We start from the raw sequence: 21,763 nt of genomic DNA, 5'->3' as shown, positions 1-21,763 counted from the left end.
TGCTTAGGATGTGCGAGTGACCGCGTCAATATATCCCGCCACCGATCGCGCCTGGCTCGACGTCGATCTCGAGGCAGTGCGCCACAACGTCCGTCAGCTGCGCGCGCGGGCCGGCGTGCCGCTGATCGTGATGGTCAAGGCGAATGCCTACGGCGTCGGTGCGGCAATGGTCAGCAGGGCCCTTGGCGTACCCTTCGATCGCACGCCGGCGGCCCCTGATGCCCCATGGGGTCTCGGCGTTGCCTCGCTCGACGAAGCGGCCGAATTGCGCGATGCCGGGTGCCGCGGCCGCATTCTCTGCCTCACGCCGTTGTTGGCGTCGGAGTTGCCGCGCGCCCACGCTTTGGGAGTGCGACCGGCCTTGCATCGTGTGCCCGATATTCGCGCCTGGGCCGATGCCGGGCAGGGAGGCGAGCTGCGGCCATACCATCTGTCGATCGATACCGGCATGGCGCGCGCTGGAGTGCGCTGGGATCAGGTCGAGGAACTCCGTGACGTGCTCCGCGCCCATCCCCCCGAGGGTGTGTTCACGCACTTTCACTCGGCCGACGAAGACATCGACTCCCGCGACGAGCAGGACGCGCGCTTCGTCGACGCCATGCTGGCGCTCGGGGACGCCCTGCCGCCCGCCGTGCTCCGGCACAGTGACAACAGCGCCGGGATCGCCAGTCGGACGCGCCTCTCGCCCGGTTCGCTGGCCCGTCCCGGCATTGCCGTCTATGCGGGCATGTTCAGCGAGTTGCTCGGTTTGCGGCAGGTGGTGCATCTGCGGGCCCGCGTCATCGATCTCCGCGAGGTCGCTCCCGGCGAGACAGTGAGCTATGGCGCCACGTGGACGGCCGCGCGACCGTCGCGCATTGCCACGATCTCCGCCGGATACGCCGATGGATATCGGCGGCAACTCTCCAATCGCGGCGAGGTTCTGATCGGTGGGGTACGGTGTCCGGTCGCGGGTCGTGTCACCATGGACATGATCATGGTCGACGTGACCGACGTGCCGTGTGCCGTCGGCGACATCGCCACGCTCATCGGCACCGACGGGGTGGCCACGATCAGCACGGAGCAGGTGGCTGAGCTGGCCGATCTGTCGCCCTACGAGCTGTTGGTTGGCCTCCCGCTGCGCGTGCCGTCCCGGCCCCTTCTACCGAGCCCGTCATGACCACCACCGGTTCCGTACCCGATACCGCGGCGGATACCGCCGGTCGTCGCGCCTTGATTCTGGTGCTCGACGGCGTGGGCTGCGGCGAGGCCCCCGACACGGCGGCCTACGGCGACAGCGGCAGTGACACGATTGGCAACGTGGCACGGGCGGTGGGCGGCCTCGACCTGCCGAACATGGCGCGCCTCGGTCTCGGGCATATCGCACCGATTCCCGGCGTCGAGCCGGCCGCGCATCCCATCGGTGCCTGGGGCACGCTGCTTCCTCGTTCCTCTGGAAAGGACTCGACCACCGGACACTGGGAGCTCGCCGGACTTCACTTGGCCAAGCCGTTCCCTACCTATCCGCAGGGGTTTCCCTCCAGCGTGATCGAGGCGTTCGAGCGGGCGACCGGCCGTCCGGTCATTGCCAACTGCGTGGTCAGCGGGACCGCGGTGATTACCGATTTCGCTGAGCAGGCCCGTGAGGCCGGAGCCTGGATCGTATATACCTCGGCCGACTCGGTCTTCCAGATCGCCGCCCACGAGGAGTCGATCCCGCTCTCGGAGCTCTATCGCGCCTGCGAGATCGCCCGGGAGCAGTTGGTGGCCCCGCATGACGTGTCGCGAGTGATCGCGCGCCCGTTCGTGGGAACTTCGGGGGCTTGGAAGCGTACCGCCAACCGACGCGACTACTCCCTTCAGCCGCCCGGCGAGACACTGCTCGATGCCCTCGCCGAGGCGGGGATTCCGCGGGCCGGGGTGGGGAAGGTGGACGACCTGTTCGCCGGTCGCGGCATCACGTCCCGGCACACGGTCGACAACGCGGAGGGGGTCTCGGCCCTTCTCGAGTGGCTGAATTCGGCTCCTCGTGGGTTCTGCTTTGCCAATCTGGTAGATTTCGATCAGCTGTTCGGGCATCGCAACGATGTCCGTGGTTTTCAGGGGGCGCTCGAAGCGTTCGATCGCGCCCTGCCCAGCCTGCTGGCAGCACTTCGGGAGGACGACCTGCTCTTCATTACCGCCGATCACGGCAACGATCCTACAACGCCATCCACCGACCACGCGCGCGAGCGCGTGCCGGTGCTGGTGGCCGGCGCGCGGGTGCGCGGTGGGAGCGTGGGAGAGCGCGATACGTTCTCGGATCTGGGCGCAACGGTGGCCGACTGGTTCGGTCTTTCGTGGCGCGGCCGCGGCACGTCGTTCCTGCCGGGCCTTTTGCACGCATGAGCATCGCCCATCTGCGCACCGCGGCAGACGCGGCGCGCGCGAATGCGTGGTGTCCGTACTCGCTCTATCCCGTGGGCGCCGCGCTGGAGACGGATGACGGGCGCGTGTATGCGGGCTGCAACGTGGAGAACGCGTCGTACCCGGCGGGGATCTGTGCGGAGCGCGTTGCGCTCGGTGCAGCGATCGCCGATGGGGCGCGTCGTTTTGTGCGCATCGTAATCACGTCAGCGGCGGCTTCGCCGACGCCACCGTGTGGAATTTGCCGACAGGCGCTGGTGGAGTTCGCCCCAGCGCTCGAAATCTTCGCCGTGACCCCGGATGGGCTCACGGCGTGCTGGTCGCTGGCGGAACTGTTGCCCGCGCCATTCACGCCTGCTTCGCTCGAGAATGCCTGAGCGCGTTCGCTTTACCTCGTGGCCGCGTTTCCGCAGCCCTCTCCTGCTTTGTGGACTCGTGCTCGCGGCCGTCACGGCCGCGGCGTGCACGGAGTCCCTCGACGGTGGCGCTGCCTGCCCGTCGTTATGTCCATCGAAGGCGGAGTCCTTCCGCGACACCATTGTCGATGCGGTCGTCCTCGACAGCTCACTCGCCGGTTATCCAGCGCTCGGGCTGTCGCCATACGTCCTGATCGCCAATCGCCCCGACACGGTCGTCACCAGCGCCATCCTCCGCTTCGATGCGCTCCCGACGGTGTTCAGTCCGAATAAGGGGGCCACGGTCGACTCCATCACGGCGGTCGACTCGGTGTATTTGCGTTTCCCCCTCGACAGCACCGGACGCCGCGGCTCGACGCCCGTGACGCTTGAAGTGTACGACGTGGATACCACGGCGTCCGATTCCGTCACGTCGGTGGTGCGCTCGCTGTTTCGACCGGATCGCCGGATCGGCTCGTTGGTGTTCACGCCGTCGGCGATCGGTGACTCGATCCGTATTCCGTTCTCCAAGACGGTGATGGCGGCTAAAATCGCCGCGAAGGGACGCCTGCGACTGGGCGTTCGCATCCGTGGTGGTTCGGGACAGCTTCGTGCGGTGGCCTTCGTTGGCGGCGCTGGTGCCCCCACGGTCGTCTTCGATCCGAGCACCGATACCACGTACGCGCCGCAGCAGATTTCGCCCAGCACGATCGTACCGAATTCCACCGCCGATGCCGAGCTGGCGTACGCGGTCTACATGATCAGCGATCTGGCGTCGCCGCCGCCGGGCGCGAACACCCTGCTGGTCGGCGGTTTCCCGGCCTATCGATCGTACCTGCGCTTCAACGTGCCGTCGCGCATCACCGACTCGAGTACCATCGTGCGCGCCGAAGTGCTGCTCACGCAGCAAGCCTCCACGTTCGGCAATACGGCGGATTCGGTCGGACTGTTCGCCCTCGTCCCCACGACGACCGACGTCGTCACCGACCTGCGTCGCATTCTCGATCTCGCCGCGGCGGGTTCGTTCGCCGGCGTCGACTCCACGCTGCTGCTGCCGTCATCGGCGGGCGTCCGCGCGGTGAATGTGCTGGCGCTCGCGCGCACGTGGCGTACGCTGCCGACCAATGTGCCGCGCGCGATTGCCTTCAAGATCGCGCTCGAAGGCGCGCAGCCGGCCGAACTGCGCTTCTACTCCAGCGAAGCGCCGGCCACACTGCGCCCGCGTCTGCGAATCACTTATCTCCCGCGTTCGGAGTTCGTCCTCCCGTGATCCGCCTTCGACTCCGATCCTTCGCATCACCCGCCTCGCTGGCGTTGCTCGCCGCGATGGCATCGACGGCCAGCGCGCAAGGCTCCATCGGTTCGCAGGGCTTCGGCTATCCCGTCGGCGGCGGCAGCATCCGCACCAACGGGACGGGCGGTGCCTTCGCCGAGTTCGACGCGCTCACACCGACCAACCCGGCCGCGCTCGGTGGTATCGCCCGCACGGTCATCACGGCGCAGGCCGAACCCGAGCTGCGAAAGCTCACGGTGAACGGCGTGAGCGAGAAGAGCACGCTGCAGCGGATTCCGCTCATCATGCTGATTTTCCCGGCGCGACATGGCGTTGCGGTCGGCCTGAGCGCCACGAGCTTCCTCGATCGTACGTTCTCGACCACGACGACCGGCAGTGCGCTGATTGACGGCAAGACCGTGCCCACGACCGACCAGACGGAGGTGCGCGGCGCCATCAACGACCTCCGCGCCGGTGCCGGTTGGCAGGTGTCGCCGCGTTTTCGCGTCGGCATCGCGGGTCATCTCTACACGGGTGAGAACCGCGCGACGCGCGAGCGCACGTTTGCCGATACGCTCGCCTTCGGCAGCGTGCTCGATTCGTCGCGCGTGACCTACTTCGGCACCGCGCTCTCCGTCGGCGGTGAGGCCACGCTCGGTAAGGGATTCACCGCGATGGCGTCGTACCGTCGCGGCAACGAGCTCAACGCCCGCGTCCGCGACACCGTCGTCTCGACGGCCAGCGCGCCCAGCCGCACGGGTGTGGCCTTGCGGTACGACGGTATTGTCGGTTCGGTGTTCGCCGTCGGCCTGGAACAGATTTCCTGGTCCGATATGGCGTCATTGGGATCGGCAAACAGCTCGTCGACCGACGCCATGAACTGGCACGCCGGAGCGGAAGTCGCAGGCCCCAAGTTCCGCGGCCTGCCGCTGCTCGTGCGCGCCGGCTATGCGCGCAATGAACTCCCGTTCGGCGTCCTCGGTCAGATCGCCAAGGAGAATCGCCTCACGGCGGGACTCGGTGTGCCGGTCGCCGGTGAAGACGCAACGCTCGACCTCTCGGTGCAACGTGCGAACCGCACGATGTCCGGCAGCGGCTTCAAGGAATCGGCGTGGCTGCTTGGCATCGGCGTGCAGATCCGTCCGCGGAACTGACCGATGAGTGACGCGCTCGTGACCGCGGCTCCGATCGGGGCACCGATCGGAGCACCGCGCCCCACCGTCTACATCGAGACGTACGGCTGCCAGATGAACGTGGCCGATTCGGAACTCATGTACGGCAAGCTCGTCGCGAGCGGCTACGACGCCGTGGATGTGCCCGATGGTGCCGACGTGATTCTCGTGAACACCTGTGCCATTCGCGAAAACGCGGAAACGCGTGTGATCGGCCGACTCGGTGAACTCAAGAAGTTCATGCGACCCGGCAGCGTCATGGGCGTGACCGGCTGCATGGCGCAGCGGCTTGGTCCTCGCGTGCTCGAGCAGGCCCGGCACGTGTCGATCGTGGTTGGTCCCGATGGTTATCGCGCGTTGCCGGAACTGCTCGATGGCGCGCGCCGCGGGGAGAAATTCACGGCCACCGACTTCGATCTCGAAGAGCACTACGAAGACGTCGTCGCCCGTCGCTTCGAGGGAGTGAAGGCCTGGATCCCGGTGCAGCGCGGCTGCGACTATCGCTGCACGTACTGCATTGTGCCGACCACGCGGGGCCCCGAGCGGAGCCGCAAGCTCCACGAGGTCGTGCGCGAAGTGCACGAGGTCGTGAACCAAGGGCTCACGGAAGTGGTGCTGCTTGGACAGACGGTCAACTCGTACAACGATGGCACGCACGATTTCGCCGACCTCCTGCGCGCCGTCGGCGCTGTGGACGGCATCCGCCGCGTGCGTTACACGAGCCCGCATCCCAACGACTTCTCTGATCGTGTGATTGCCGCGATGGCCGAAGTGCCCACGGTCTGTGGGCACATCCATCTGCCGATGCAGAGCGGCTCGACGTCGATGCTCAAGAAGATGCTGCGTCGCTACTCGCGAGAGGATTATCTCGCGTGCGTGGAACGCATGCGGGCCGCGATTCCCGGATTGGCCCTGACCACCGATATCATCGTCGGCTTTCCCAGCGAGACCGACGAAGAGTTCGCCGATACACTGTCGCTCTGTCAGGAAGTGCGTTTCGACGACGCCTTCATGTTCAAGTTCTCGCCGCGCGAAGGAACACCGGCGACACGCATGCCTGCCGAGTGGACGATCCCCGACGACATCGTCGCGACGCGCTTCGAGCTGCTGCTGAAGACGGTGCGTGGGATCTCGCGTGAGAACAACATGCGCCGACTCGGCGATACCGTCGAAGTGCTCATCGAGAAAGTGGCGCGCGACGGCGAACTGCTGCAGGCGCGCTCGCGTGATTTCAAGACCATCATGGTGCCGGCCGACGCCGGCGCGATCGGCGACTATCTCACCGTGAAGCTGAGCGGCACCACCGGCGCGACGTTCATGGGGACGCCGGTTGTCGAGCAGACCGAACGCAAGCCGTTGCCGATGATGGCCGGGTAGCGACGCCGGTTCGTTGCGGTATCCGACAAACGGCGAGGGCCAACGGGAATCTCCCGTTGGCCCTCGCGTTGCGTCATGGCAGACGGTCGTCAGCGCGTGATATTCAGCCGAGCATAGAGATATCGGCCGTTGAAGCCGAACGGACTGCCACCACTGTACGGAAAGATGCCGCCGTTGTTGGTCAGCGCCGAGTTGTAGCCGGGATAGACATCCAACAGGTTGTCGGCGCCGATCGTCAATCGGAGCTGTCGGGGAAACGTGTACGCGATGGAGGCATCGGTGATGACCTTGGCGCCGTATACGTTGTCGAGCGTGCCGTTCGTCGCGGTGCCGCGCGACACTACTTCACCGAAGCGCTGCGCGCGAAGCGTGAGGTCGAGCGCCCGGCGTGAGAGGTTCGCCGACACCATCACGTTCGATCGCGGCTGTCCGACTTCGATGCGCCCGCGTTCAACCCGACCGAACAACGCTTCGGACTGCGACGACAGGGCCGTCGGCGTGGGCTTCACGTAGGTGACGCGGTTCTCGGTCGTGTTGTACGCACCGGTCAGGCGCACGAAGCCAAGCGTGCCCAGTGTCACGCCGTAGTTCGCCACGAAGTCCGCGCCCTGCGTCCGGGTGTTGATGGCGTTGGTGAAGTAGCGGCCGCCTGAGACACCGGCGAGTCCCTTCGAGGCGAGCAGCGCCGAGACCTGCGCTCCGGTGAAATTCTCCGAGAAGACGATGCGGTCGCTGATGAAGATGTTGTAGTAGTCAGCCGTGAACGAGAAGTTTTTGGAGGGCTCGATCGCGAAGCCACCGCTCCAGTTCACGGAGTTTTCCGGCTTGAGATCTTCGGCCCCGAGGGCACGGGCAATCGGATCGGTCACGGGGAGCGTTCGCACGTCAAACGGCTGCCCGTTGATGAAGTTCGTCGCGGTAGAGGAGAACCACTGCTGGTGCAGCGACGGCGCACGGAAACCGGTGCTCACGGCTCCGCGAAGCTTGACTTGATCGAGCAACGAGATGCGCGTGGCCACCTTGCCAGTGGCGGTGCTGCCGAAGTCGGAATAGTTCTCGGCGCGCGCCGCGACGCTCAGCAGCCACCGATCGGTTATTTCGTTCGAGGCTTCGAGATAGGCGCCGACGTTGCTGCGCGAGTGCGCGCCTGCATCCGTGGGACGAAAGCCGGGGAACACCTGGGAGCCGACCGCGCCTTGGCGGCCGACATTCGGGCCGTCGAGGATCCGCACGCCGCCGTCGCGATACGAATCCGGGTTGCCCTCCGTAATGTCGTAGCGCTCGTAGCGCACCTCGGCGCCCGTGGCGAGTTGGAGCGGCTTCCGAAGGCCGATGTTCAGTTCTCGTGAGAAGTCGGCGTTCGTCGTGCTCTGGGTAAAGCCCAACGTACCGGCGTAAAACTCGCGCGGGCTCGCCGCACCCAGCGTAACGTTGGCAGAATTGGCGATGTCGAAGGCGAACGTGTTGCGACCGGCCACCGAGCTCACGTCGTACTTCCATTTGCCCACGTCGCCCTTCACGCCGAGCGTGCCGGAGTAATCCCAGATGGTCGACGTGATCAACGGCAGAAAGCCGTCGGGATAGATCGCGCGAACCGTGCGGTCGTCCTGCGCGCGGCGCCAAAAGCCTGCCGCCTCACCATCGCGGCGGCCGATGCCGGCGAAGGAGTAGACCTGCGCGCCGTTGGACAGGGTCCGTCCGTAATTCATGAATGCCGTGGCGTCACGCGTGTCCGCATCGCCCTGGCGATGATTGATGGCCGCGGCATTTGCATTCTTCGAATCGCCGGTGAAATATTGCTGCCTCGTATCCGGCAAGGAGCGATTGGTGGGGCCTCGGTCACGATACTCCGCGCCTAGCGCGAGGAATCCCGCGCCGCCAAAATCCGTGCTCCAGGTGCCATTCGCTTGGAAGACTTTGCCGTCGTTCAGCGTCTTCTTGAAGTTTTGAATGCTGCTGGGAAGCGCTGGGTTGCCCTCGAGCGTGGTGTTCGTCTGGCCCACCGACGCCGTGAACTCCGTCGGCGCATTGCCCTTGAGAATGATGTTGATCACGCCGGCGATGGCGTCCGATCCGTACTGGGCCGCGGCGCCGTCACGGAGAATTTCGATCCGATCGATCATGCCCGCCGGAATCGCGTTGAGATCGACGGCAGCCTGACCACGTCCCACGAAGCCGTTCACGTTGACGAGCGCACTCGTGTGCCGACGCTTGCCGTTGATCAGCACCAGTACCTGATCGGCGCCGAGTCCGCGCAGCGTTGCTGGTCGTACGTGGTCCGTACCGTCGCCAACGGTGGCGCGTGGAAAGTTGAACGACGGGGCGATCATCTGAATCATCTGTGCGGTCTCTACACGGCCGGTGGCCCGCAACTCGGTCGCACTGAGCACGTCGATCGGGGCCGGCGCGTCGAGCACGGTACGTTCTTGCGTGCGCGAACCGAGGACCGCCACCGCCCCCAACGTCGTAGCTGATTTCTCGAGCCGAAAGTCCTTCGTCACGGTGCCGCCTGCAGTCACGGTGACGGAGTCGCGCGCCAGGCCGTACCCGACCAGCCGTACGCGAATCTCGTAGCGGCCCGGCCGAAGTGCGATGCGGTAGCCACCATCGCCTCGGGTCAGTGATCCCGATTGCGTTCCCGTGATGAACACGCTGGCACCTACGACGGCACCACCGCCGACCTCCGTCACCTTGCCCGCGACGGTGCCGGTCGCAGGCTGTGCGTGCGCGCTACCAGCCGTCATCACGCCGACTGCTGCAGCCGCGACGAATGTTTCAATCCGCATCGGATCTCCCAATGAGTGAGTGGGGCGAACGGTTCTTTCATGCTAGAATGCGGCCGTTTTGATACTTCCGAAAGAGGCGTGGAGGGGGAGGAGGCGCATTTTCGTGTCGAGAACGTGGTGCACGCGGGAGTAGTCGTTTTCGGTGGCGTTGCGGCGTCGACCGGTAACGGTGTGCGTGGATCCGGTACTGCATTACCGGTGCCGGTTCGCCACCGTGGGGGATGCCACTCCTGATTCACGCCGCCGGCTGGTGGCTGCTCGGGTTGTTCGTCGGCGCCACGTTCGGCGAACCGGCGATGGGTTCGCCATGGCTCGCACGCGTCGAGTCGGCGGCGGCCTTCGTCGTCGCGATGCTGTTCGCCGGCCTGGCGGCGCGTCCGGGATGGCGGGCGCGGCACGTGGGGGGGCTCACGAGTCTGACGCTCGCCGGGCTCGGCCTCGCCGGCGTGTTCGCGAGTGCGTCGGCCACTCACGATGCGCGCCTCTGTCGGGCGGCGGCAGTCGAGCGCGTCGCCACCGGCGCGGGCGTCACGTTGGCCTTCGAGGGCGCAACCACCGAGCGTGACGGTGCCGCGCCTCGAAGGCGTCGGCACCGAGCGGATTTTGGATCGGATTCCATCTCGGCGACCGCGCCGCCCGTGTTCCGCGGGCGCGGCACGCTTCGCTTCAACGTGGGATCTCGAGGCTGCACCGTCGCGGCCTCAGTGAGACTCGCCGGCGGTGTACTTCGCGCCGGCGACATCGCCGTGGTGCGGGGCCGTGCGCTGGCCACCGATCGCGGCGTGCGACTCGCCGCCGATAGTGCCGAGGTACCGATCGGTCGCGACTGGTTGCGCGCCGCCCGTGGACGGACCGGCGAGACGATCGATCGCTTGTTCGGTGAGCGGGCCGCGCTCGTGCGCGCGCTGGTCATCGCCGACCAGGACGGCATCGCCACGGCCGTGCGTGATCGATTCGCCGACGCGGGGCTGGTGCATATGCTGTCGGTGTCGGGTATGCACGTGGCCATCATCGCGTCGGCGCTGCTCACGATCACCGCCGCCATGCGACTCCCGGCGACCGTCGGGGCCGTAGCGTCACTGGCGCTCATTCTCGCCTACGTCGCGATGCTTGGTGCGCCGGCTCCTGCCGTGCGCAGCGCGGTCATGCTGCTCACGGTGATGCTCTCCACCGCGTGGCAGCGTCCGGTGCATGAATGGACCGCGCTCGCGCTCGGGGCCGTGATCCCCACCGTGCAGCCGTTGGTCGTGCTCGACCTTGGGTGGCAGCTGAGCGTGAGTGGGATGGCTGCGCTGGTGGCTGCCAGAGCCATCCTGCGACGCTGGCAGCCGTATGCCCTCGCCCTACCGCCTTCGTCGCGCGGAGGTCTCTCCGGGGTGTGGCGCGCTGCCCTGCGGGACACACAGCGCTGGCTCGTCACGCGACGGGGAATCGCACGATGGCTGGTGCGTGAAACGATCACCGGCGTGGTCGCCACCGTTGTCACCGCGCCGTTGATCGCGTGGACGTTTGGACGCGTGAGCGTGCTCGCGCCGCTCACGAACATTCTGGCGGGGCCGCTCGTGGCGTTCCTGCAGCCCGCGCTGTTCCTCGCCCTGCTGGCCAGTCCGCTGGACCCGATGGCGAAGATCATCGCCGACGCCAGTGCCCTGCCGATTGCGCTGCTCGATCGGATCGCCGCCGCGGCCGCCGCGATGCCGTATGCCGTCGTGCATGTGGCGCCAACGCTGTCGGCCGCGATCGGTGCGGGTCTCGCGTCGGTCGCCGTGGTGCGGGCCACCGCCGCGCGTCGTGCCGGACCGTGGCTTCGCCTCGCTGTTGCGGCCTTGGTCCTGGCCGTCTGGCTACCCACGCTGACGGTGGGCGCTGGCGTACTCGAGCTGCACATGATCGACGTCGGGCAGGGAGACGCGTTCGCACTCCGAACGCCGCGCGGTCGCTGGGTGCTCATCGATGCGGGGCCATCATGGGATGGCGGCGACGCGGGTCGCCGCGCGGTGATCCCATACGTGCAGCGTCGCGGCGGTGCGGTCGCGCTCATGGTGCTCTCGCATGCCCACGAGGACCATGTGGGCGGCGCCGCCAGCGTGATCACGGCGCTCTCGCCGCGGCAGTGGTGGGAGCCTGCCTTCGTCACGTCGAGCAGCGGCTATCGCAAAGCGCTCGTGGCGCTGCGCGACAGCGGCCAGCCGTGGCGACGCGTGCACCCCGGGCAGCGCTGGCAGCTCGATGGCGTGTCCATCGAGGTCCTGGCACCGGACTCGACCTGGACGGCCATGCAGCACGACGCCAACGAGACGTCCGTGGTACTCCGGGTCTCGTACGGGCGACGGCGATTCTTGTTCATGGGTGATGCCGAGCAGCAGGAGGAGCGGTGGTTGCTCGACCGACTTCCCGACGGCGCCTTACGCGCCGACGTGCTGAAGCTCGGCCATCACGGCAGTCGGACGAGCTCCGGGCCCGACTTTGTTCGCGCCGTGGACCCGCTCGTGGGCCTCGTCTCCGTCGGCGCGGGAAACAGCTACCGGCACCCATCGCCGGAGGTCCTGGAGCGCTTTGCCAACCGGCGGGTGCCGCTGCTGCGATCAGATCTGGAAGGGGCAGTCGTCGTCTCCACGAACGGGCAGTGGCTCGACGTGACCGCCCATGGCGACCGGTGGCGTATCCCGGAGCGCCCGGCCGTGCCACCCTGATCGCCATTGTCGGCGCCGGAGCACGGCGCGGCTCTTGCCTGAGCTTGCCCACGTAGGTCAGTTTCCACAGACCGCGACGCGTACGCTTGTTTCCCCGCCACTGCGTCAACGGTCTTTACGTGCGTCTCGCTCTGATCCTCCCCGGATCGGGTCGAACCTCTGCTGCTGCGCTCCTGCGCGCCCGTCTCCCCCCAGGAGTAGAACCGTGGTCAGGCATACTGCGACGTCCGTCGTCACGATCGAACGCTTCATCATCGAACAGGAGCGCATGTTCCCCGAGGCGACCGGCGAATTGTCGGGCATCCTCTACGACATGGCGCTCGCCGGCAAGATGATCGCCAACAAGGTGCGAAGCGCCGGACTCGCGGACATTCTCGGCGCCACGAGCGATGTGAATGTGCAGGGAGAGGTCCAGCAGAAGCTTGACGTGATTTCGAACGAGATCATCGTCAAAGCGTTCGACCATGGCGGTCGCTTGTGCGCGATGGCGTCCGAAGAGGAGCCGGACATCATCCACATTCCCGAAGGTTTTCGCGCCGGCAAGTATGTGCTGCTGTTCGATCCCCTCGACGGTTCGTCCAACATCGACGTGAACGTGCCGGTGGGAACGATCTTCTCGGTGTATCAGAAGATCACCCGTGGTGCGCGTGGCGAGATGGAGGACATGCTGCAGCCGGGTCGCCGTCAGGTGGCCGCCGGGTATGTCATCTACGGCTCGAGTACGATGCTGGTGTATACCACCGGACAGGGCGCCCACGGCTTCACGCTCGATCCGTCCATTGGCGAGTTTCTGCTGTCGCACCCGAACATTCAGATCCCGACCCGTGCGCGGTATCTGTCGGTGAACGACGCGTACGAACAGGATTGGCCGGAACCCACGCGCGCGCTCATGCGTCGCTATCGCGGGCTGGACGGTCAGCGCTCGCCGCTGAACGTGCGCTACGTGGGATCACTCGTCGCCGACTTCCATCGCAACCTCCTCGGTGGCGGCGTGTTTTGCTATCCGGCCAACGAGAAGGCGCCCAAGGGTAAGCTGCGCCTGTTGTATGAGGCGAATCCATTGGCGTTCATCGCCGAGCAGGCGGGTGGCTTGGCCACCAACGGGTTCGGTCGCATCCTCGACGTGCAGCCCACCGAACTACACGAGCGGACGCCGCTCTACCTCGGCAGCAAAGCCGAAGTGGAAACGGTCGCCGAGTTCCCGCTGCCGCAGTACGTCGCACCGGGCATTCCGGAGCGGCGTGGAACGCGAACCGCAGCGCCGACTCCGACAGTCGCGTCCTGATCGCTAGATTGGGGGGATGAGCGAGCGACTCTCCCCCTCCGGCATTCCGATCCCAGGCGTCGTCCGTCCGGACGACGTCCACGTTGATTACACCCGTGACCTGGCCGATCCCGGTCAGTTTCCCTTCACGCGTGGCGTGCAGCCCACGATGTACCGCGGTCGTCTCTGGACGATGCGCCAGTACGCGGGCTTCGGTACGGCACGCTCCACCAACGAGCGATTCCGCTTGTTGCTGGAAGCGGGGCAGACGGGACTCTCGGTCGCCTTCGACTTGCCCACGCAGATGGGCATCGATTCCGACTCGCCGCGCGCGAGCGGAGAAGTGGGCCGCGTCGGCGTCGCCATCGATACCGTCGACGACATGCACGTCTTGCTCGACGGCATTCCGCTCGACAAAGTCTCGTCGTCGATGACGATCAACTCCACGGCATCGACGTTGCTCGCCATGTACATCGTGGTGGCCGAAGAGCGTGGGATCGCCCGCTCCGCGCTGTCGGGTACCGTGCAGAACGACATTCTCAAGGAGTACATCGCGCGCGGCACGTACATCTATCCGCCCGATCCGTCGCTCGCGCTCACGGCCGAGATGTTCCGCTTCTGCGCCGCTGAAGTGCCGCAGTGGAATCCGATTTCGATTTCGGGATACCACATCCGCGAAGCGGGTGCCACGGCGGTGCAGGAAGTGGCGTTCACGTTCGCCGATGCCATCGCCTACGTGCAGCAGGCGGTCGACACGGGTCTGGCCGTCGACGCGTTCGCGCCGCGCTTGTCGTTCTTCTTCGCCGCGCACAGCGATCTGTTCGAAGAAGTCGCGAAGTTCCGTGCCGCACGGCGATTGTGGGCGCGCCTCATGCGCGAACGCTTCGGCGCCAACGACACCAGCTGCAAGTTGCGCTTTCACACGCAGACCGGTGGTGTCACGCTCACTGCACAGCAGCCGCTCAACAATGTGGTGCGCGTTACCGTCCAGGCGCTCGCGGCCACACTGGGCGGCACGCAGTCGCTGCACACGAATGGCTACGATGAGGCGCTGGCGCTGCCGACCGCCGAAGCCGCGACGCTCGCGCTGCGCACGCAACAGATCGTGGGCTATGAGTCTGGCGTGGCACAGACCGCGGACCCGCTCGCCGGCAGTTGGTATGTGGAGCAGCTCACCGATGCCGTCGAAGCGCGCGCGCTCGAGTTGCTGGAGCGTGTGGACGCCCTCGGCGGTGCCGCCGCGGCGATTCGCGCCGGCTTCTTCCAGGAAGAGATCGGACGTAGCGCGTATGAGTACCAGCTTCGTGTCGAAGCGGGCGAAACCGTGGTGGTGGGGGTGAATCGTTTCGGCGACGGACAGGACCCGCCAATCATTCCCTCCCCGGACTTCAGCGCGCTGGAAGTGGGGCAGGTGGCCGGACTGAAGCAGGTAAAGGCCTCGCGCGACAACGCCGCCGTGCAGGCCGCGTTGCAGGCGATTTTCGAGATCGCGCCGGAGTATCTCCCGGCCCATGTCGGTGCGCGCGCGCCGCTCATGCCGCGCATCATCGACGCGGTACGCCTGCGCGCCTCGGTTGGCGAAATTGCCGACACGCTCGAGCAGGTGTGGGGTCGATATCAGCCGACAATGTGATCGGCATCGCGATCGGTGCGGCACGGGCTGTGCAACCCGTGTTCGCACCTTTCACGATGGAGCATGACCATGGATACAGGACGCGATTTCCTTCGCGCGCAGCTGAACAACGCGATCTCGCAGCACAACGCCTTGATCGGCAGTCTGCGCGATCATGCGGGACAGGCCGACGATCCCACCTATCGGCAGTTGTGCGAGAAGCACATCCCGGCTCTCGAGGAGCACCAAACAATGCTCGAGGCCTACGGCACGACGATCGGATCGGATGGTGGAAGCGGTCTCAAGAACGTACTGGGCTCGGCGATTGGCAAAGCACGCGATGTCGTCGATTCCCTGCGTGGTACCGACTTCCTGCGTGTCGTCGGCGACATCGTCATGATCCGCCAGTCGCAGGACACGTTCGCGACCTTCGCGGCGGCTGGTGAGCGCCTCGGTGATGCCCGACTGGCCGAGCTTGGCAAGATGGGCGAGCGGGAGCACGACGCCATGCAGCGTGATTTCAATGCATTCTGTGCTGAGTCGTTCGTACAGCACGTGCAGGGCACGGTTGTCACGTCCAGCGGCGATCGCGAATCGACATCGGCGCGCGTCTAACTCGCGAACAGCAACAGCGGGAACACGGATTTGAAAACGATATCACCGATTGCACAGATAAGCCGTACCGCGCCTTCGCCTCGCGTTTTTGATCAAAGGCTTTTGCTTATCTGTGTGATCGGTGCCATCTGACTTAATCCGTGTTCCGGCTGTTGCCTTTGCTTTTCGCCGTTGCCGTTGCCGTCGCCGTCTTTGTATGTGTTACGGCGTAATCGCTTTCGCCTTCGGCTCGAGCTTCGCCGACCACAGTCCGGAATTGAAGTCGGTGAACAGCACCTGACCCTTCCATGGCATCGCGTTCATGACGAACGGTGCGTTCGCCGTGAAGGCCTTCGGATCGTACGGCTTGAACACGGCGATCTCTCGCTTCTGATCTGCGAGGTTGCCCATGAGTTCACCGCTCACGTCGACCACGCGCACGCCGCCGTCGTAGTAGGCTTGGTACAGAATGTCGTCTTCGACAATGATGTCGTGCGCGCCGTAATCCTCGAGGTGGTAGCGGCCGACTTTGCGCGGATGCATCGGATCGGTGGCGTCCACGATGTGCACGTATCCGCCCGAGGTCTGCGCGACGCCGCCGGCGCTGCCCAGTGTGGCGCGATAGTTCGTGCCTTCCCAGACGCGGCCGGCGCGGTTCATCTCTTCGTCGCCCAGGAAGAGATACGTGCGACCCGTCGACTTCTGGAAGTACGGATAGATTTCGTGGCCTGAGTTGATCGGGAAGACGTTGATGAGCTTCGGCTTCTCGATCGTTCCGCCGTACTTGCCGTTGCCCACGTCGACCATCACCGCTCCCACGCCGCCCTGCGCCGAATAGGCGATGCCATCGCGCACCCACAGGTCGTGAATGCGGGCATTCGGGTGCTGATACTCACTCACGTACTTCGGCTTGTAGATGTCCTTCACGTCGATGATCACGTACTTCTGGCCGCCGGAGATCGCGAACAGGTGATCGTTGGTGGCGAACATGTTGTGCACGCCACCCGTGAGTTCCTGGTCGAACGTCGACGCAATCTTTGGATGCGCCGGGTTGGCAAGATCGAGAATGACCACCCCGTTTACGCGGTTCGAGGCGCCTTCACGCGCCAGCACGCCGTACCGACCGTCCGGGGAAACCGTAACGTCGTTGATCGTGCGCGCATCGATCTTGATGGAGTCCGTCTTCACGATGTTGTTCATGTCCGTGATGTCGAACACCATGCCGTAGCCGTCGCCGCCCCAGGTGCCCACCAGGCAGTAGTCGCGTCCATCCTTGCCCGTCCACGGCCACAGGTCCGACGTGGCCGTCGTTGCGATGCTGCCACGGCCGGTGACCGTGATCCGACGCACCACGTCACGCGGCTTGGCCTCGAGCACCTTGCGCGCCGTCACGTTCCCCGACTGCGCGAGCAACGTGAAACGGCCCGGATAATTTGCGGTGAAGCGTCCCCAGTCGATGATGCCGGGGCCGCCGGGTGCCACCGTCGTGTCGTCGGGAGTGTACGTGTAGCTCCACGTGATCACGGCATCCTTCACCGGCGCCCCGGTCGCCGTGCGCGCCGTGGCGTTGAGATGCACGACCTGACCCGTCAGGATCACATGTTCCTTGATGTCCAGTGCGAGCGCGCTGACCGGGTTCGTGATGATCGTGTACGTCTTACTGGTGCGAAACCCTTCCGACTCGGCGCTGATCACCACCGTACCGGCCTTGAGCGCCGTCACGGTGCCGAAGCGATCCACCGACGCGACGGCTGGTGCGCTGCTACGCCACGTCGGAATGAGGCCGGCGCGCGAACTGCCGTCGGCATGCGTGCCGTCCACGCGATGCCCCAGTGAGATGCCGGTGTACAGGCGTCCAGAGTCGGCGGTGATCGCGAGCTTGGACAGCGCCGGCCAGCTGACGAGTACCGGGATGTCCAGCGCGATCGGCCCCGTCGCGCCGGCTGCCGTGGCCGTGGCGGTATACGAGCCCGCCCGGAAGGCGCGCACCTGTCCATCGCTGAACGCCACCGCTTGACGCGGTCCGCCCACGCGCACGACGGCGTCGGGGATGATCTGACCCTGCGCGTCGTACGCCGTGACCTTGAACGGCAGCGATTCGCCGGCGCGGATCGTGACCTTGGCCGGTTCGGCGACGAGTCTGGCAACGACGGCTTGGGTCGCGACCTGCGCTGCGGCAGCGCCGGGTGTCACACCGGTGATCGCAAGCGGGATCGCCAGGAAGAGGGCGGTCGTCGTGACGAACCGCTGGCTGCGCGCTACGTTCATACTGTTGTCTCCAATGGGATAGTTCCTGCCGAGCCCCGCGATCATGCCTCTCGTTCCAAGCCCTCGCAAGACGTGGCGCGCGGCCCACGCGGTCGTCGCCTTCGCGGCCGCTACGCTGCTGCGCCCGACGGCACCGTTGACCGCGCAGACCAAGCCCGTCTTTGCGCCAGCGCCCGTCGAAGCGCCCCTCGTCGACTACTGGGTGTACGTGGGTGCGGAGTCCGCCGACAAGATCTATCGCGTGCGCTTCGGGCCCATGGGGACGGTGGTCGAAAAGATGATCGGTGTCGGCGAGCTGGCGACCGAGATGGAGGGACCGCACGGCCTCGCCATCTCGCCGGATGGCAAGTACCTGCACCTGACCACAGGGCACGGCTTCCCCGATGGTAAGTACTGGCGCTACGAACTCGGCCCCGACACGCTTGTCGGTCCGGGATTGCTGTTGGGCAACTTCCCCGCGTCAATCGACGTCACGCCCGACGGCCTCTACGCGCTGTCGGTGAATTTCAATCTGCACGGCGACATGATCCCGTCGACGGTCTCGGTGATCTACACGCCGAATCACACGGAAGTCGCGCGTATCGTGACGTGCACGATGCCGCACGGCAGTCGCGTGTCGCCGGATGGTATGCGGCAGTACTCCACCTGCATGATGGATGACCAGCTGGTGGAAGTGGACACCAAGGACTTCGTCGTGGCACGCCGGTTCTCGCTGGCCACGGGCAAGGAAGGGCCGCTGGCGCTCACGGCGACCACCACGATGGCCAGCGGTAAGGCGGGAATGGATCATGCCGCCATGGGGCACGACATGGCCGCTTCACGTCCGGCAACGAAGCCGTCCGCCGGGCCGACGGTCGATCCGGCGCAGGTCGGGCGTTCGGGGATGGGCCTCGAGAAGCATACGATGGCACCCGCCTCCTGCTCGCCCACGTGGGCACAGCCGTCGGCCGACGGCACGAAGATCTACGTAGCCTGTAACAAGGCTGATGAGATCCTCGAGATCGACACGAAGTCCTGGGCACTCATGCGTCGAATGAAGACCGGACGTGGCGTGTACAACCTGGCCGTGACTGCCGACGGCAAACTGATGGTCGCCACGCTCAAGCAGGGTAACGCCGTCGAGATCTTTGATCTCACCACCGGCGCCAGTGTCGCGCAGGTGCCCACGTCGAACCGTCTCGCGCACGGCGTAACCATCAGCTCCGACTCGAAATACGCGTTCGTGAGCAGCGAAGGGCAGGGCTCGCAGCCCGGTAAGGTCGATGTCATCGATCTCACGTCGCATGCGACGGTGGGTACTGCCGATGTCGGACCGCAGGCCAGCGGTATCGCTTTCTGGAAGATGACCAAGTGACGCCGTTCATGAGTGGCACACGTGGCTGATACGCCGCGCCCGCTCCCGGTGGTGCGCGCCATGATCGACGCGCTCGATCGCGACCTGCTGCAGATCATGGCCAAGCGCATGGCACTCGTGGCAGAAGTCGCGGCCTACAAACGCCAGCACGGTCTCAAGATCCGTGACGCCAGTCGCGAGCGAGAACTGCTGCGTGATCGACACGAACACGCGAAGGAGCTGGGCCTCCCGAGCGATGAGATCGAGTCGATCTTCCGGCTGCTCATGCGGTCGAGTCGCGATCATCAGGCCGCCTTGCGCGCCGAAGTGCCGATGGATGCCGCGTCGTACACCATCGCGATCATCGGCGGCCACGGCCGTATCGGTCGCGTGATGGCGCGACTCTTCGGCGACCTCGGACATCGCCTGCTGCTCGTCGACACCGACACCACGTTGCGCGCGGAGGAAGCGGCGGCGGTGGCCGACGTGGTCGTGGTCAGCGTCCCGATCGACGTGACCGACACGGTGATTCGCGCTGTAGGCCCGCATGTGCGGGAGGATGCGCTGCTCATGGACGTCACCAGCGTGAAGGAGGCGCCGCTCCACGCGATGCTCGAGGTTACCAGCGCGAGCGTGGTCGGCACGCACCCCATGTTCGGACCCAGCGTGCACACGCTGCAGGGACAGCGCGTGGTGATCTGTCGTGGTCGCGGCGACGCATGGGCCGACTGGGTCGCGCAATCCTTCGCCGCGCGCGGTCTCGTCATCACCGAAACCAACGCCACGCAGCACGATCGTGCGATGTCGGTGGTGCAGGTGCTCACCCACTTTCAAACGCAGGTGCAGGGGCTCACGCTCAGCCGCCTCGGCCTGCCGTTGGCCGAAACGCTGCCCTTCACCTCACCGGCGTACCTCTTGGAACTCTACGTGGCCGCGCGCCATTTTGCGCAGGACCCCGCGCTTTACGGATCCATCGAAATGCGGAACCCGCGCACCGCGGACGTCACGTCGGCGTTCGGACAGTCCGTGCACGACGTAGCCGATATTCTCGCGCGCGGCGATCAAGCCGCGTTCTCGCGACTGTTCGAGGATGTCCGCCTGTTCTTCGGCGACTTCACTGCCGAGGCGCTCGAGCAGTCCAGCTTCCTCATCGATCGCATCGTCGAGCGCGCCTGATGTCCGATTCCGAAGTGCCCACCGGCGTCGTCGAACAGATCTGGCTCAAGCGCGCGAAGCGCGGCCCCATGGATGCGGTGGGCACGGTGCACGCGCGCGCTAACCGCGGACTGGTGGGCAACGCCAATCAGCGTGGACGCCGGCAGATCACGCTACTCGAGGCCGAGCGATGGGACGAACACCTCGCCGCCCTCGGCCATGAGCACGATGCGTCGCTTGGCCCCATCCGACGTCGCGCCAACGTGCTGGTTCGCGGCATCCCGCTGGTCGACTCGCGCGGGCGCGTACTCCGTCTCGGCAACGTGCGTGTACAGATCGCGGGCGAGACCAAGCCGTGTCACCAGATGGACGAGGTGTTCCCGGGGTTGCAGGCCATCATGCGTCCAGCGTGGGGTGGCGGAGCGTTCGCCATGATTCTCGACGACGGCGACATTGCCGTGGGCGACGCGATCCGCTGGGATGACTCCTCGGAACCGCCCTCGCTCTTCGATCGCGTGCCGGCATGAAGGCGAAGCTGCAGGCACTGCTCATGCGCCTGCCGCCGGTGCGCTGGTTCCGCGCGCTCGAGGATGGCGTGTTCAGACTCGCCAGTGAGGCGGAGTATCGTCTCAAGATCACGCCGCGCAACACGAAGATCGTACCGAACACGTTCGATCGACGCATCGTGCGCCTGTTTCTTATCGTCGTACCCGTGCTCGTTTCCACGATCTGGGTCGATGGTCGGCCCATGCGAGCGCGCGTGCTCTTTGTGGTCCTCGTGCTGGCCGCGCTCGCGCTCGCGTTCATTTTCGTGGCGGATGCGTTCCCGGGACAGCGGGGTACCACGTCTCGCTCGACGCCACCTCGACCGCCGCTCAAGGCCCCACCGATCGCCCGCCCGCCGGTTAAGGGGCCGCCCGCCAAGGGGCCGCCCGCCAAGGGAACGCCCCCGCGTCCTCCTGCTCGTCGTCCGTAGATTCCCTGCACGTCCTCGTACCGGAGTTCCCGATGCCCCGCCGCACGACCTTCCGCTGGCTGGCGCTCAGCGCCGCACTCGTCGGCAACAGCGCCGTCCTGTTCGCCCTCGCCCGACCGATCGCCGATTACGCCGCCACGCTCGCCGGGAAGGACGGGCGTAAGGCGCACGGCACCGCATCCGTCACGCCTACCACAGACGGCGCGGGCTCCGAGGTCTCCGTCACGATCGCCGACGACACCCCCGGGGCGACACGACCATGGCACATCCACGCCGGCAGCTGCGAGAAGAGCGGCGGCGTCGTCGGTGGCGGACGCGCCTACGCGCCCATTGTGATCAACGACAAGGGGCAGGGGACCGGTAAGGCAACTTTGGCCGTCGTGCTCGCCGACACGACGACCTACTACGTCAACATCCACGACGCCGCGCAAGCCATGGGCATCATCGTGGCCTGCGGTGACCTGAAGAAGAAGTAGCACC

Annotated in this window: 17 protein-coding genes; 15 read left to right on the top strand and 2 right to left on the bottom strand. The window is 66.0% G+C overall.

Annotation, left to right across the window (positions count from 1 at the left end; translation table 11 throughout):
- The first annotated feature begins 16 nt into the window (after positions 1–16).
- From alr to miaB, 6 genes are read left to right on the top strand one after another with little or no spacing between them, the layout of a single operon-like run.
- Positions 17–1,159: an alanine racemase gene (gene alr, locus HKW67_RS07110; RefSeq protein WP_171224718.1), complete on the top strand. Its 1,143-nt coding sequence runs from the start codon at positions 17–19 to the stop codon at positions 1,157–1,159.
- Positions 1,156–2,367: a phosphopentomutase gene (locus tag HKW67_RS07105; RefSeq protein ID WP_171224717.1), complete on the top strand. Its 1,212-nt coding sequence runs from the start codon at positions 1,156–1,158 to the stop codon at positions 2,365–2,367. Before alr ends, HKW67_RS07105 begins: the two co-directional genes overlap by 4 nt.
- Positions 2,364–2,762: a cytidine deaminase gene (cdd, locus tag HKW67_RS07100; protein ID WP_171224716.1), complete on the top strand. Its 399-nt coding sequence runs from the start codon at positions 2,364–2,366 to the stop codon at positions 2,760–2,762. Before HKW67_RS07105 ends, cdd begins: the two co-directional genes overlap by 4 nt.
- Positions 2,763–2,820: 58 nt before the next feature.
- On the top strand, positions 2,821–4,050 hold the full coding sequence (locus HKW67_RS07095; protein WP_171224715.1) for a hypothetical protein: 1,230 nt from the start codon (positions 2,821–2,823) through the stop codon (positions 4,048–4,050).
- Positions 4,047–5,207 carry a hypothetical protein gene (locus tag HKW67_RS07090; protein ID WP_171224714.1) on the top strand — a complete coding sequence of 387 codons (1,161 nt, stop codon included), beginning with the start codon at positions 4,047–4,049 and terminating at the stop codon, positions 5,205–5,207. The genes HKW67_RS07095 and HKW67_RS07090 overlap by 4 nt, the downstream gene beginning before the upstream one ends.
- Positions 5,208–5,210: 3 nt before the next feature.
- A complete protein-coding gene (gene miaB, locus HKW67_RS07085) occupies positions 5,211–6,602 on the top strand; it encodes a tRNA (N6-isopentenyl adenosine(37)-C2)-methylthiotransferase MiaB (RefSeq protein WP_171224713.1) in 1,392 nt (463 codons plus the stop codon).
- An 89-nt stretch (positions 6,603–6,691) separates the two neighbouring features.
- On the opposite strand, the gene HKW67_RS07080 is transcribed toward miaB, so the two are convergent.
- Positions 6,692–9,388, bottom strand: a complete 2,697-nt coding sequence (locus tag HKW67_RS07080; protein ID WP_171224712.1) for a TonB-dependent receptor — start codon at positions 9,386–9,388, stop codon at positions 6,692–6,694.
- Positions 9,389–9,609: 221 nt separating this feature from the next.
- Here HKW67_RS07080 and HKW67_RS07075 point away from each other — a divergent pair, with 221 nt between their 5' ends.
- From HKW67_RS07075 to HKW67_RS07060, 4 genes are all read left to right on the top strand, one after another.
- Entirely contained in the window at positions 9,610–12,081 is a 2,472-nt protein-coding gene (locus HKW67_RS07075) for a DNA internalization-related competence protein ComEC/Rec2 (RefSeq protein ID WP_171224711.1), read from the top strand.
- A gap of 205 nt (positions 12,082–12,286) precedes the next feature.
- Positions 12,287–13,366 carry a class 1 fructose-bisphosphatase gene (gene fbp, locus HKW67_RS07070; RefSeq protein WP_171224710.1) on the top strand — a complete coding sequence of 360 codons (1,080 nt, stop codon included), beginning with the start codon at positions 12,287–12,289 and terminating at the stop codon, positions 13,364–13,366.
- 16 nt (positions 13,367–13,382) lie between these two features.
- Positions 13,383–14,978: an acyl-CoA mutase large subunit family protein gene (locus HKW67_RS07065; protein WP_171224709.1), complete on the top strand. Its 1,596-nt coding sequence runs from the start codon at positions 13,383–13,385 to the stop codon at positions 14,976–14,978.
- 69 nt (positions 14,979–15,047) lie between these two features.
- The gene (locus HKW67_RS07060; RefSeq protein ID WP_171224708.1) at positions 15,048–15,572 is read left to right on the top strand and encodes a DUF305 domain-containing protein; all 525 of its coding nucleotides are present in this window, start codon (positions 15,048–15,050) and stop codon (positions 15,570–15,572) included.
- A gap of 201 nt (positions 15,573–15,773) precedes the next feature.
- Here the strand turns inward: HKW67_RS07060 and HKW67_RS07055 are convergent, their stop codons facing one another.
- Positions 15,774–17,819 carry an Ig-like domain-containing protein gene (locus HKW67_RS07055; RefSeq protein WP_171224707.1) on the bottom strand — a complete coding sequence of 682 codons (2,046 nt, stop codon included), beginning with the start codon at positions 17,817–17,819 and terminating at the stop codon, positions 15,774–15,776.
- Between the two features lie 43 nt (positions 17,820–17,862).
- Here HKW67_RS07055 and HKW67_RS07050 point away from each other — a divergent pair, with 43 nt between their 5' ends.
- From HKW67_RS07050 to HKW67_RS07030, 5 genes are read left to right on the top strand one after another with little or no spacing between them, the layout of a single operon-like run.
- Positions 17,863–19,173 carry a YncE family protein gene (locus tag HKW67_RS07050; protein ID WP_171224706.1) on the top strand — a complete coding sequence of 437 codons (1,311 nt, stop codon included), beginning with the start codon at positions 17,863–17,865 and terminating at the stop codon, positions 19,171–19,173.
- Between the two features lie 21 nt (positions 19,174–19,194).
- The gene (gene tyrA, locus HKW67_RS07045) at positions 19,195–20,328 is read left to right on the top strand and encodes a bifunctional chorismate mutase/prephenate dehydrogenase (RefSeq protein ID WP_171224705.1); all 1,134 of its coding nucleotides are present in this window, start codon (positions 19,195–19,197) and stop codon (positions 20,326–20,328) included.
- Positions 20,328–20,834 (top strand): MOSC domain-containing protein, encoded by a 507-nt coding sequence (locus HKW67_RS07040; protein ID WP_171224704.1) that lies wholly within the window; start codon positions 20,328–20,330, stop codon positions 20,832–20,834. Before tyrA ends, HKW67_RS07040 begins: the two co-directional genes overlap by 1 nt.
- Positions 20,831–21,283: a hypothetical protein gene (locus tag HKW67_RS07035; RefSeq protein WP_171224703.1), complete on the top strand. Its 453-nt coding sequence runs from the start codon at positions 20,831–20,833 to the stop codon at positions 21,281–21,283. Before HKW67_RS07040 ends, HKW67_RS07035 begins: the two co-directional genes overlap by 4 nt.
- 32 nt (positions 21,284–21,315) lie before the next feature.
- A complete protein-coding gene (locus HKW67_RS07030; RefSeq protein ID WP_171224702.1) occupies positions 21,316–21,759 on the top strand; it encodes a hypothetical protein in 444 nt (147 codons plus the stop codon).
- Positions 21,760–21,763: the final 4 nt, after the last annotated feature.

The sequence above is a fragment of the Gemmatimonas groenlandica genome (assembly GCF_013004105.1).
GTDB classification, from domain to species: domain Bacteria; phylum Gemmatimonadota; class Gemmatimonadetes; order Gemmatimonadales; family Gemmatimonadaceae; genus Gemmatimonas; species Gemmatimonas groenlandica.
This window is presented reverse-complemented; position numbering and strand designations above follow the sequence as displayed.

Excerpts from the sequence above, each read along its gene's own strand:
- HKW67_RS07105 (WP_171224717.1), top strand. The coding sequence starts at position 1,156 with ATGACCACCACCGGTTCCGTACCCGATACCGCGGCGGATACCGCCGGT.
- cdd (WP_171224716.1), top strand. The coding sequence starts at position 2,364 with ATGAGCATCGCCCATCTGCGCACCGCGGCAGACGCGGCGCGCGCGAAT.
- miaB (WP_171224713.1), top strand. The coding sequence starts at position 5,211 with ATGAGTGACGCGCTCGTGACCGCGGCTCCGATCGGGGCACCGATCGGA.
- HKW67_RS07080 (WP_171224712.1), bottom strand. The coding sequence starts at position 9,388 with ATGCGGATTGAAACATTCGTCGCGGCTGCAGCAGTCGGCGTGATGACG.
- HKW67_RS07075 (WP_171224711.1), top strand. The coding sequence starts at position 9,610 with ATGCCACTCCTGATTCACGCCGCCGGCTGGTGGCTGCTCGGGTTGTTC.
- HKW67_RS07065 (WP_171224709.1), top strand. The coding sequence starts at position 13,383 with ATGAGCGAGCGACTCTCCCCCTCCGGCATTCCGATCCCAGGCGTCGTC.
- HKW67_RS07060 (WP_171224708.1), top strand. The coding sequence starts at position 15,048 with ATGGATACAGGACGCGATTTCCTTCGCGCGCAGCTGAACAACGCGATC.
- HKW67_RS07055 (WP_171224707.1), bottom strand. The coding sequence starts at position 17,819 with ATGAACGTAGCGCGCAGCCAGCGGTTCGTCACGACGACCGCCCTCTTC.
- HKW67_RS07050 (WP_171224706.1), top strand. The coding sequence starts at position 17,863 with ATGCCTCTCGTTCCAAGCCCTCGCAAGACGTGGCGCGCGGCCCACGCG.
- HKW67_RS07040 (WP_171224704.1), top strand. The coding sequence starts at position 20,328 with ATGTCCGATTCCGAAGTGCCCACCGGCGTCGTCGAACAGATCTGGCTC.
- HKW67_RS07035 (WP_171224703.1), top strand. The coding sequence starts at position 20,831 with ATGAAGGCGAAGCTGCAGGCACTGCTCATGCGCCTGCCGCCGGTGCGC.
- HKW67_RS07030 (WP_171224702.1), top strand. The coding sequence starts at position 21,316 with ATGCCCCGCCGCACGACCTTCCGCTGGCTGGCGCTCAGCGCCGCACTC.